The sequence below is a fragment of the Brevibacterium sp. HMSC063G07 genome (assembly GCF_001810665.1).
In the GTDB taxonomy this organism is placed as follows: Bacteria; Actinomycetota; Actinomycetes; order Actinomycetales; family Brevibacteriaceae; genus Brevibacterium.
In genome coordinates this window covers 67074-78588 of record NZ_KV802346.1, presented here as the reverse complement: position 1 = coordinate 78588, position 11515 = coordinate 67074, and the positions used below count along the sequence as shown (strand labels likewise).

Below are 11515 nucleotides of genomic sequence, written 5' to 3'. Positions count from 1 at the left end.
TCTACTCAAACGGAACAAAACCTGGGGCACTTCATGACGCGTACGACCTGGCCTTCCTTTTTCGTTTCGTCGGGACAATCGACGGCGAGCGCCTGGCGCGCGCGGTGCGGACTCTGGTTGACGCTGCGCCCGGGCTAAGGGCGACGTTCACTCGTGAGGCAGACGGAATCTGGGTCCGCACGGTCGAGGCGCGATCTGCTGTCACCCTAGTGACGATCCCTGAGGCGAGCGACATGGAGGGCTGGGTCCGCTCGCGTTTGGAGCTCATGCGCGCTGACAACCGTATCGGTCCTCAGGATCCTCATCCTCTGCAGGTCACTCTCTTTGTGGGCAATGGGCAGAGTTACATGTTCATTCGTGCTTCACATCTCATTGGCGACGCCTATTCGTTCTATCAGTTCGTCACCGTACTTGGCGCGGTCTACGCGGCGCCGGAGGAGGCGTGGGCGGAGATGACGGCGGACGCCTGCAATTTTCATCCCGGCAACGTCCCCAAGGTGGATCCGTCGCCCGCTGACCTTGCCACCTACGCGCGCCTTATGAAAGGGCTGAACACCACCTTTCATCCCGAAATTGAGCCCGTGCGGATTAAGGGGCGAATTCTCGGGACAAATAGAACCATCGATGTGGATGGAGAGCTGGCCGAACAGATCGGAGCCTCGTGGGCGCTCCAGGACCTGGGCGCGGCCACCGTCTTCTTCGCCGCCTATGCCGCGGCACTCCACCGAGTGGTGGACGACGATACCGTCGTGCTCGGAGTGCCCCTGGGCAACCGGACAGGTCGGGCCACCCGTCGTGCGTTCGGCTACTTCGTAAACACGCTCCCCCTGCCGATCACCATCGACAGCCAGACCTCATGGCGTGAACTCTGCCTGCAGGTAAAGGCGGGTATCAAGCTCCTGCAACGTTGTCAGAGCGTGGACCTTACACGGTCCGAGTCGCGTGCACTTTTCCCCGACGGCGTCTTCACGACCACCAACGCTGTCACCTACTACAAGCAGGGTCTGGTACTGCAGCTGCCGGATATCGAGGTGGAGAGCCTCCCCTTATCGCGACCGAGTCTTACGTACCCGTTGACGGTCAATATTGCTGACTTCGGCTCGTGGTACCAGATGGAGGTGTGTCTGCAGGAAGGGTTGGGAGACATCGACTTCGGTTCCCTTATGTTGGAGGCTCTGCAGCACATTGTCGGTGATCCCGACGCTTGTGTCGTCCAGGGCTGGTACGAGGAGTCTGCAGAAGCGCCGGACAATGTCTTCGACGACAGCACCTCGCTCGTCGACCTGATTGCGGCGACGGTGCAGGACAACCCGCACGGGACGGCGGTGTCGGACGGCACCCAGGAGCTGACCTACGAACAACTATGGGTGCGTGCAGATGAGGTTGCGGCCTGGCTGGAGCGAGAGGAGTTCGGGCCATACGTCGTGCTCGCGGCCGGGCGGTCCGCGGAGACCGTAGCGGCGATCCTGGGTGTTCTACGGAGCGGTCGGGCTTACGTCCCGATTGACCCCTCCAGCCCGCCGGAGCGCGAGCGGCTTATTCTGGACCGCATCGCTGAAGCCACCGGGCGGCGACCGCGGGTGGTCGTCCCGGGCACCATTCCGTCCGGCGTCCAGCCCGAGGGTGCGTCAGCGGCACCGGTCGCCGACGACCTCGCGTACGTTATCTTCACCTCAGGCTCGACGGGACAGCCGAAGGGCGTAAAGATCCAGCACGGAAACGTAGTGGCGTTGCTGCGGCACTGTGTGGATCAGTACGAGCTTGGCCGGGACGACCGGTGGTCGCTGTTTCATTCGCTGGCCTTTGACTTTAGCGTCTGGGAAATGTTCGGGTGCCTTGCCTCGGGCGGCACTCTGGTGATCCCGACAGCGGAGATCGTCGCAAACCCCGCGGCCACCCTGACATGGTTGGAACGGACGCGCGTGACCGTCCTGAGCCAGACGCCCTCCGGGTTCCGTCGGTATGCCTCGGAATTTGCTCGAGGCATCCGACTACCTCTCGTTCGCCTCCTCGTCTTCGGCGGCGAGCCCCTCTACGCCGAGGACCTCCTGCCCTGGTGGCAAAACCATGAGGCGACCTGCCGTGCGGTGAACATGTACGGAATCACCGAAACCACGGTTCACGTGACCGAGCGCGACATGAACGTGGCAGACATCCTTCTCCGAACGAGTGTCATCGGCGACGTCATGGGTCACGCGCGCATGGACATCCTTGACCGGTATGGCCGGCCATGCCCAGTCGGCGTCGTCGGCGAGGTGCTCGTCTCCGGTGCGGGTGTCTCTGCCGGGTACCTTGGCATGCCGGAGATGACTCGGGAGCGTTTCCAAGCTCTGCGGACCGAATCCGGCCTGGTGCGCGCCTACCGGTCTGGTGACCTGGCCCGGCGGACCCGGGGTGGAGAGGTCGTCTTCCACGGTCGCGCGGACCGACAAGTACAGCTACGCGGCTACCGCATCGAGCTCGGGGAGATCGAAGCCGCCCTCACGCGCGCCCAAGGCGTGAAGGCCGGGGTGGTGTCACTGGAGCGGCCTTTGGACGCGGAGCCCTTCCTTGTCGCGTGGGTCGACGGTGTCGTGGGAGAGAGGGAACTGCGCGCCGAGCTCGCCAGCCGCCTGCCGGCGTACATGGTGCCGGGGCGGATCCTCCACATCGACGGAATCCCGATGAACCAGAACGGCAAGCCAGACATGACGCTCCTCCGGGAGCACCTCACCGCTCTTCCGGCCCCGGCCGACGGCGAAGCCGCCGAGGTCGTCGCCGTAGGTCATCCAGCCAACCGTGAGCTTGCGTGGGCGCAGGAGGTCGCCGCGATCTTCGAGACCGTTATCGGGGCAGGCAGGGTTGGACTCGACTCGCGCTTCATGGAGGTCGGAGGTACCTCCATGCACGTAATGCCCATCTTCGAGCAAGTATCACAGCTCCCAGGAGGCTCAGCCTTGGAAATCACAGATCTCTACGAGTTCCCAACACCCCGAGCCTTGGCGGCCCACCTTATGGCGCAGGCGCCCGCGAAGGAGGAAGTGCGATGAACGACCAGCATCGAACTATGGGGGCAGACACCGCCGTATCCATCGTCGGCATCGGCGTCCGGTTGCCTGGTGCAGAGACCGCAGACGAGTTCTGGCAGCTCATCCTGTCCGGCCAGCAGACCTTCCGGGCGCCGACCGAACACGAGCGCGAGCTGTCCTCGGACTTCGCCCAAGCGGAGCTGAACGCGGACTACAGGGCCGTGACGTCGACCGCAGCCGAGGTCGACACCTTCGACGCCGACTACTTCGGCATCCCCCGCCACGAGGCGTCCCTACTCGATCCTCAGCAGCGCTTCCTAATTGAGGCAGCGTGGCAGGCGCTGGAGGACAGCGGCCACGCGGGCGACTTCGGTGCCTGGCGCGTCGGAGTGTTCGCGTCCATGTCCCCGTCTACTTATCTCTCCGGCCCTCTCACGAGCGCCGGCCTTTGGGATCCGTCAGATCCCAGCTACGGTGTCCTGGTTGGGAACGACAAGGACTTCGCGTCGGCGCGGCTGAGCTATCTCCTCGGTCTCGGCGGCCCGTCCATGAACGTGCAAACGGCCTGCTCAAGCTCGTTGGTCGCGACGCACGAGGCGTGCCGCGCTCTGCAGCTTGGTGAGTGCGACCTCGCCGTGGTCGTCGGAAGTTCCATCTCCCTTGCGCACCTCTCCGGCTATGTGGCCCGAACGGGCAGCATCTTCAGTCCCTCCGGGAACTGCCGGCCGTTCGACAAGGCTGCCGACGGCACCGTCAAGGGCAACGGTGCAGCAGCGGTGGTCCTTCGCCGGTCGGCAGACGCTCGGGATGACCTCGATCGGGTCTATGCCGAGGTGGTTGGAAGCGCGGTGACCAACGACGGCTCCGCGCGTGCAGGGTTCGCAGCACCGGGTGTGGATGGCCAATCATCCGCCATGTCGTTGGCTTGGGCCAGGTCCGGGCTCGACACGCGAGATGCCTCGTTCGTGGAGACACACGGTACCGGCACCTACCTCGGCGACCGGATCGAAGCGCGCTCCATGCAGAAGGCGTTCGGAGATGCCGAGACACCGTGCTACCTGGGGAGCTTGAAGGCCACCATGGGCCACCTGGACGCGGCAGCGGGCGTCGCGTCCCTAGCCAAGACCGCGCTCGCGGTGCATCACGGTATGATCCCGCCGATGGCCGGCCGGTCGTCGATGAGTGGGCGTGACGATCTTTCGGGCACTCGGTTCGCCATTCCGGAGCAGCCCGTCCCTGTGGACGAGCTGCGGGCGGGCGTTAGCTCCTTCGGGATGGGCGGGACAAACGCCCATGTCGTCTTGGTCCCCCCTACCGGGACGACGGCGCTGCCGCACGTCGATATTGAGGAGGACGTGCAGCTGGAGGTTTTCGGGCCCGACGAGGCACGGGCCAGGGCAGCCGCCCACGCGCTCGCCGAGCAGCTGCGGCAGGATCCTGAGGTCCGCCTCGCCAACGTCGCGCATGCCCTGATCCGAGGGCGCCGCCGTGACCGGTTCGTGGTGTCGGTGATCGCGCGCTCGGCGGCCGAGGCGGCTGCGGCGCTGGCGGTTGCGGCGCCTGTCGATCTGGACCACCGGGCCGACACCCCCACCCCTGGGGTGAGGCTTCCGCACGAGTGGGTCACCTTGCCACTGACCCGTCTGAACCGCACCCGGTTCTGGGTCCGCTCGGAGCCAAACACGCCTATCACATCGGCCGTGGACGAGGTCGCCGAGGTGGGCGCGCTCATGGGCCACCTGCTGGAGACCGATCCCCTCGAGGCAGACGATGACTTCTTTCTCGCCGGAGGCGACTCGCTGCTGGGCATCGACCTGCTCGCACAGCTGGAACAGGAGCTCGGCGTGCAGCTCGAGTACACCGACCTCGAGGCCGCACGCACCCCGGCAGGAGTCGTCCGACACGCCCGACACGGCAAGCGACTCGACGCCGAACGTGCCAGCACCGTTGAGACTTCTGCCGACAGGACCCTCCTTGGGGATCTCGACGGACCCCAAGGGTCAGAACGCTCGCTCGTGCGACTGACCCGCGGCGAGGGACCTGAGGTTTTCCTCGTCCACCCGGCGGGCGGCACGACGTCCTGCTACGTCACGGTGTGCCAGCAGCTGCGGGACCAGGCCACATTCTGGGGCGTGAACTTCCCCGGTGAGCTTGCAGGCCAGAGGCCGAGTATCCGTTCCCTAGCGACTCGGTACATACGTGCCATGAGACAGCAGCAGCCGGAGGGCCCCTACCGGCTCGTGGGCTACTCGTTTGGTGGCAACCTAGCCGTCGAGATGACCCTCCAGCTGGAGGCGGCAGGGGAGGAAGTAAGTCAACTCGTCCTGATCGACGCTCACCCGCCGCACGCCTACATCGGCGGGGAGTGTGGCCCCGAGGATTACCTCGACGCGTTCCCTCACCTGCTCTCCGCCCTGCTGGGGACAGAAGTCGAGTTTTCATCCCAGGGGCCCTTCCGCTCGCCACAGGAGGTGATGGACGCCCTTCGGTCTCCGCAACTTTCCGAGACGGTGCGTGGCCATATGGCGAGCTTCTTCGACGTGTGGTGCGACAACCACTCGGCGCTGAAGGGTTGGCTCCCCGACGCCGCACCCCGTTGTCCGGTGGTCATTCTGGAGGCGACTGCCCCCGAACCTCCCGAGGTGCTCCAGATGCTGGACATCAAGGAAACACTGGCGCGCGAGTGGGCGCGGTACCTGTCTGACGACGTGGTGATCGTGCCCATTGAGGGTGACCACTACTCCATCTTCCGCGACGAAGCCGGCCTGGCGACGATGCGAAAGGCGCTGTCCGATGTCTGCCGATGAGCAAGGCCAGGTGCTGGCCCTCCTGGCTGTCTTCGCCCTGCACAATCTGGAGGAGATCACCCACCTGTCTCGAGAGCTCGAAGAGCTGCCCGCCTGGGCCAGGCGACGGGGTCCGTGGACGGACACATCGTCCTTCGCCGTGGCGACCGGGCTATTGACAGGGGCAGTCAGCGCCGCATCCTTCGCCGGTGTCAGATCGGGCGGCCTCCGCCGCGCCGTCCTGCTAGGAGGGCCTTCAGCGGCACTGGTGGGAAATGCCGCATCGCACATGGGGCGGGCGCTTGTCCAGGGCCGCTACAACGGAGGCCTCGTTTCCTCCCCGCTGATGGCGCTCCTCGCCGGGCGGGTTTTCGCGGCGGGGACGCGCTCGATCAGCCCGTTCGCTCGTCGGCGTACTTTCATCGCGGGGAACCTGGCAGCCCTGCCCTTGATTGTCGGCGCGCTCGGTGCCGGGCGCGTCCTCACTCACATCTACACGTCCTACCTGTTTCCGAATCGAAAGAGAAGTGATAAACATGGCAACCGAGATCGTCAGCGGTAAGAACCTCCAGCGGACCATTGTCACTGAGGCCCTGGCGGTGGCCAGTGACCTCCCCCGGGCGCCCCGGTGCCGTCTCATCAGCGTGGCGGGCCCCGATCCGATGCTGGCGGTGAACCGGGCGGTGCACGTGCGCACCCTCCAGACCTACGGGCTCGAGTGCGAGGACGTGCATCTGCCCGCAGAGACCGATCTGGCGGGCATTGAGGAGGTCATTAGCGTGGCCAATCAGGATTCTGGCGTCGACGGCGTGATGGTGCTCCTGCCGCTCCCGGAGCACCTGAGCTTGGCTGACATCCTGCCGCTGATCAAGCCAGAAAAGGAACTCGAGGGACTGCATCCAGGGAATGCGGGGGCAGTCCTGGGTCACGTTAACCGAATGCCTGAGTCCCCCGACGTCCTCGTCACCGAAGCTCTCCACGCCCAGCTTGAGGACATCGGGTTCGATCTTTCAAATGCTCACGTCGTGATCCTCTCCGAAGCCTCTCTCCTGGGCGAGAACGTCCTCGCGAACCTCGTGCAGCGTGCCGCTGGGCCCGCCTCCTTGCCCCTGACTACAACTGTTTCACTCGTCGTCACCGAAAACCCTCGTGCTCGCGAGATCGCGCGACAGGCAGACCTGCTCGTGGTTAGCCTGGAAAATCCCGGTGTCGTAGGGGCTGACTACGTGAAACCGGGGTCCGTGGTGATCGACTTCAACCCCACTCTGATCGGTATGACCGAGGTAGAGGGGGAGCCGCGACCGATCCTGAAGGGTGGCGTCCGGCCCGAAGAGATGGACACCACCTCCTACTACTCGCCTGCGCCGGGCGGTGTGGGGCCGGTAATGCTTGGTATCCTCATGCGCAACCTGATCCGCGCGGCTGCGCGGGGGCCGCGTCAGAAGGCTGACGAGATGCCGGAGTGATCGACATGAGCCGGAGAGCGGCAGTTCAGCGACTAAGCTCCGCATTCCTAGTGAGTACAGTGACCTCAGCGTGGGAGTGGATCCCTCGGACGGCCGCTCGATACATATGATTCACCGGTCCAAGGTGTCATATAAGCGGCCCACAGTAGACGGTTTGTAGAATTGCGGTGAAACGGTTTGTTCGTTCCACTGAAGAACCCCCGATAGGCTCGAAATAGTCTCCCGGGGGGCTTCTTCGTGTCCGTCAATGGCCCGCCTAACCCACGCGTTCAAAGTGAATCAAGCTATTTGCGGGATGACGTACGACCAACTCGGCAAAGCCACCGGCCTGGCTCGCCAGACTCTCCTCAACTTCACCGCAGGACGCACCTGAGCCGCCCCCTTCAAACGGTCCGGACGTTCTGTGAGTCGTCGGTTTCCATTTGATGGGTGCACTGCCGAGCGTACTCGGCTGGGGTTAGGTAGCCGAGCGAGGAATGCCGGCGGTGGTGGTTGCACTCGTACTTCCAGTCGCCGATGAGGACCTATGAATGAATGTAATGGGCATTGCAAACGCTCCCGAGGTGCCTGATGGGTGTTGCTGAGAACTGAAGTACGCGAAAGGGGCGCAGGTGGAAACCTGCGCCCCTTTCGCATGCCCTGAATCCTCTCAACCCAGCCGTCGTCCGGCGCGGGGTCCGCTGTTGTCTGAGTCCTGGGAAGGGCACGGTAGAGGGTCTTGTTTCTGATCGCTGAAAGTTGGGCGTCTGGCCTGCTGAAATGCAATTCACAGAGAACTTAGGTAATGCTAACCTCATTAGGTCAGGAAACCCTGACCTAATGACTTCGGGCCCTCGTCGGCGGCTGATTCATCGGCAGCCGCACGGGGCACTCACAGAAAGCAGTACATGAAAACTCAAGTGACAGCGTGGCCGAGACGGGCTGCTGCATCAGCAGTCTCCGTTCTCTTGGCCGCGACAGCACTCGCGATCGGCCAGGCGGGTCCGGCCGCAGCGGCTCCCGCTGACGACGTGCTTACGTGGACGGGAGCCACGGGGGCCGCAACAGGGTCAGCCGTCTCGCAGAGTTCCTGCGATTTCACCGGCGACGGCAAACACGACATCGTCACCAGTGCGTGGATGTGGGACCGCTTGGGCACAAGCTCAGTAGGCGTCGGCTACGTGATTCCGGGCGACGCGAAGCAGGGTCAACTCGATGACCCGACAACGGGCGTCATCAGGATCGAAGGACCTTCGGAGGAAAACGCACTCGTAGGCTTCAGCGTCAACTGCGCTGGTGATGTCAACGACGACGGAATCGACGACATCATCCTCACCCAGTTCACCAAATCGCGGGCATACGTGGTCTTCGGCAGCAGAGAGCCCGAGCACATCCAGCTGGATCACCTGGGCGATCGTGGTTTCATCATCGCCAGCAAGCAGGACGACAGGACGGGCTACTTTGCAACCGGCGTCGGTGATATCGACGGCGACGGCAAGGACGATGTCGCAGTCATTTCGCTGACCCGCAACAACAGGGCCGGTGCAGCGACCGTGGTATCAGGAAGCGACGACATCGCAACCGTAGAGATTCCCGATTCCAAGCGGATCATCGCCACAATTGAGGGTGTGCCCGATCAGGGACTGTCGACAATCGCTCCGGCCGGAGATGTCAACGGCGACGGCAAGCCCGACCTCGTCCTGGGCGGCTATGTTGCCAGGCCGGCTGGCTATGAGGGGCGAGCCCACGGCATGGCGTGGGTTGTATTCGGCGATGTCAAGGGTGAAGTCAAGCTCGGCGACGACTTTGAGGGCTTCGCCGTCAACGGCCCTGAGCGCGGATGGGACCGCTTGGGCATATCTGTTGCCTCCGCTGGTGACGTCGACAACGACGGCAAAGACGACCTGATCATCGGTGCTGACGGCGTGCCGACTGGGGCATCAGGAAAGCGAAACGGTGCGGTGGCAATCGTCCGCGGTGCCGATTCCAAGCAGACAGTCACCACCGATCCAGAGGCGACTGACGGCAAGTCAGTCGAAGCAGACGGCAAGGACCGCGGATGGTGGATCGACGGTGGTGAAGACGCCGGCAGCTTCGGCTTCGCGGTGTCCGCATTGCCTCCGCAGAAGAAGGGAAGCTCCGGCACGCTGGTGATCGGCGACTACTCGGCGAACCGCGCATGGGCGCTCGATACCCGCGCGCTCAACGCTCCGCGGATCTCTGTTGGTGATGTCTCAGACGAGTACATTTCGGTTCTCAAGGGTGAGGCAAAAGCCGAGCGCCTAGGACGAAGCGTCGGGGTCGTCGCAGGCATGAACGGCCGCGACGGTCACCAGCTCGTGGCCGGCGGCGACGCAATCGGAGGCATCGGAACCGTGAGGGTGGCAGATCTGCCCGCCCAGGGTCCGACCGACGACGAGCCTCCGGCAGTTCCGGATCCTGAAGAAGAGCCTACAGACGACACCACGCCGACTTTCGATCCCGACGATGGCACGCAGCCGCCAGCAGCTCCCGGAGACGATTCCGATACTGACACAGGGGCTCCCGAGGGATCTGAACCAGAAGGCGGCACCGGTTCTTCAGGCGATGCTCCTGACAACGGTGCAGGCACGTCAGCCGGTTCGAGTGCCGAAGCCGGCGAAGCGGCTGGCGCGGAAGCCCAGCAGCACGGCGGCAACAACAGTCCGCTGCCGCGTACAGGAGCACAGTTTGCCGGTGCGCTCGCCGCTGGTGCGGCTCTGATCACCGTCGGCATTACCGCAATCATGCTTTTCCGCAGGAGGGCAAAGTGAAAATCAATCGAAAGACGGCAGCTGCCGCCGCGCTCAGTGCTCTTCTGGCTTTCTGCGGCGCTGCCGCCGCAGCCGCTGAGCCTGTTGCGGCACCCTCAGAGGAGCCGACGGAGCAGGACCGCACATCAACTGCGGAGACAACTCCAACCGACAAGCCGTCGCCAACAGGCACTGCCGAACCCAGCGCGCCGGCAGATGACAACGGCGGTGATGACCGCAGCGCAGCTGATGCGCACCGCGGTCATGAACATCATGACAACGGAGCGCGTAAGACATACGGCTGGGAGCCGTCGAAGTACGACACGTGCCCAGCCTCGCTGCACGACGAATACACGGTGACAGGACCCGACGGCAAGCGCTACGACTCGTGGCACCCGACTTCTGCGGTTGACCCGGCTACCGGAAAGAAGTGCACCTTCGGCCATGAGCACGGAGACGATCCGCGCACTTCCGATATCTACGAATGGGCTGTTAAGAAGACGGGTGACAAGGCAACCGGCATTCCATTCAGCTATGCAAACGAGGTTTCGGCAGTGGCCGCTGAAGAGCACGGTTCAGTACCTCACCGGCACGAAGATCACTATGGTCACAAGTTCGTTGTTCGCAACAACGTCAAGCAGGTGCGGGCAGATCGGGCAGGCTATGCGCGTGATGCGTCCGGCAAGCCGATCGAATGCGACTACCTTATGAAGGCGCATCAGGGCTCCCACTCGAAGGACGCTCTGAGCAACAATGCTCACGAACTGTTCTATGCGGTTCGCTGCAGTGATGGGACCGAAATGGCCGTTACGACGCTGACACCCTTCGGCCAGCCGAACGAATACGTCCGCAACTGCACGGACGAAAAGGTGCAGACCAGCGGATCCGATCTGCCGGGTGCAAACACCGGTACGCGGCGAATTCCTGATGAGAAGTGCGTCAGTGCCAATGTGCTCAATGGCCCGAAGACCAGCGATGTGTGGGGGCTTTACGAACTATGGGAGTCGGACACGACGATCACAGATCCAAGCGGCAAGACTATCGCCCGCTTCGACCCCTGGTTCGGTGTGCGCAACCCGTCGCGTTTTGCCTCGGGCAGTGAGGCAAAACCGGTTTCCCTGCTGTTCGACAGTGAGAAGACAGTCGGCTGGCCGTGGTCGACGATGTCCGGCGCTCTTGATCAGACCGACCCCGCTTCACCATTCAACGGAGCGCAGCGAGACGTCTATGTTCAGAACTCGACGATCGATAACCGCGGCGGTCCGGAGTTCGTCTACACGGACGCCTACGGCCGGAACAGCTCAAACAGGGAATTCACCGGTTCGATTCGACAGTACGTGTCGACAACTTCGAACACATCGCTGCCAGAGCTCGAACGCAGAGCTTTCGGGTTCAACACCGACTATGGAGCTCCTGGAACCGGTGTTCACGCGCCGAACTGAGGTTCCTGTTCGGCTGCACTCGGAGCCGTCACGACGGACTGAGCCACGTCAGGGGAGCATTGC

The 11515-nt window shown here is 63.6% G+C and carries 6 protein-coding genes and 1 pseudogene; 6 read left to right on the top strand and 1 reads right to left on the bottom strand.

The window, feature by feature from the left end; all coding sequences use genetic code 11:
• Window positions 1-347 precede the first annotated feature (347 nt).
• Genes HMPREF2757_RS04205 through HMPREF2757_RS04190 form a run of 4 tightly spaced genes read left to right on the top strand, consistent with a single transcriptional unit; the run spans window position 348 to window position 7260 of the window.
• Entirely contained in the window at window positions 348-3029 is a 2682-nt protein-coding gene (locus HMPREF2757_RS04205; protein WP_218079070.1) for a non-ribosomal peptide synthetase, read from the top strand.
• The gene (locus HMPREF2757_RS04200) at window positions 3026-5815 is read left to right on the top strand and encodes a beta-ketoacyl synthase N-terminal-like domain-containing protein (RefSeq protein WP_070573647.1); all 2790 of its coding nucleotides are present in this window, start codon (window positions 3026-3028) and stop codon (window positions 5813-5815) included. The genes HMPREF2757_RS04205 and HMPREF2757_RS04200 overlap by 4 nt, the downstream gene beginning before the upstream one ends.
• On the top strand, window positions 5802-6356 hold the full coding sequence (locus tag HMPREF2757_RS04195) for an HXXEE domain-containing protein (RefSeq protein WP_019174749.1): 555 nt from the start codon (window positions 5802-5804) through the stop codon (window positions 6354-6356). The genes HMPREF2757_RS04200 and HMPREF2757_RS04195 overlap by 14 nt, the downstream gene beginning before the upstream one ends.
• Window positions 6331-7260, top strand: coding sequence for a tetrahydrofolate dehydrogenase/cyclohydrolase catalytic domain-containing protein (locus HMPREF2757_RS04190; protein ID WP_019174750.1), 930 nt, complete (start codon window positions 6331-6333; stop codon window positions 7258-7260). Before HMPREF2757_RS04195 ends, HMPREF2757_RS04190 begins: the two co-directional genes overlap by 26 nt.
• A 383-nt stretch (window positions 7261-7643) precedes the next feature.
• Here the strand turns inward: HMPREF2757_RS04190 and HMPREF2757_RS11665 are convergent.
• Window positions 7644-7784, bottom strand: a pseudogene (locus HMPREF2757_RS11665) (IS3 family transposase); the annotation flags it as partial.
• A 363-nt stretch (window positions 7785-8147) separates the two neighbouring features.
• Here HMPREF2757_RS11665 and HMPREF2757_RS04185 point away from each other — a divergent pair.
• Both HMPREF2757_RS04185 and HMPREF2757_RS04180 read left to right on the top strand, forming a co-directional pair.
• Window positions 8148-10031 (top strand): VCBS repeat-containing protein, encoded by a 1884-nt coding sequence (locus HMPREF2757_RS04185; protein WP_070573645.1) that lies wholly within the window; start codon window positions 8148-8150, stop codon window positions 10029-10031.
• Window positions 10028-11452, top strand: a complete 1425-nt coding sequence (locus HMPREF2757_RS04180) for a hypothetical protein (RefSeq protein ID WP_070573643.1) — start codon at window positions 10028-10030, stop codon at window positions 11450-11452. The genes HMPREF2757_RS04185 and HMPREF2757_RS04180 overlap by 4 nt, the downstream gene beginning before the upstream one ends.
• Window positions 11453-11515 lie beyond the last annotated feature (63 nt).

Bases quoted from the DNA above. Each gene is read 5' to 3' on its own strand.
- HMPREF2757_RS04205 (WP_218079070.1), top strand. From the start codon at position 348: ATGTTCATTCGTGCTTCACATCTCATTGGCGACGCCTATTCGTTCTAT.
- HMPREF2757_RS04200 (WP_070573647.1), top strand. From the start codon at position 3,026: ATGAACGACCAGCATCGAACTATGGGGGCAGACACCGCCGTATCCATC.
- HMPREF2757_RS04195 (WP_019174749.1), top strand. From the start codon at position 5,802: ATGTCTGCCGATGAGCAAGGCCAGGTGCTGGCCCTCCTGGCTGTCTTC.
- HMPREF2757_RS04190 (WP_019174750.1), top strand. From the start codon at position 6,331: ATGGCAACCGAGATCGTCAGCGGTAAGAACCTCCAGCGGACCATTGTC.
- HMPREF2757_RS04185 (WP_070573645.1), top strand. From the start codon at position 8,148: ATGAAAACTCAAGTGACAGCGTGGCCGAGACGGGCTGCTGCATCAGCA.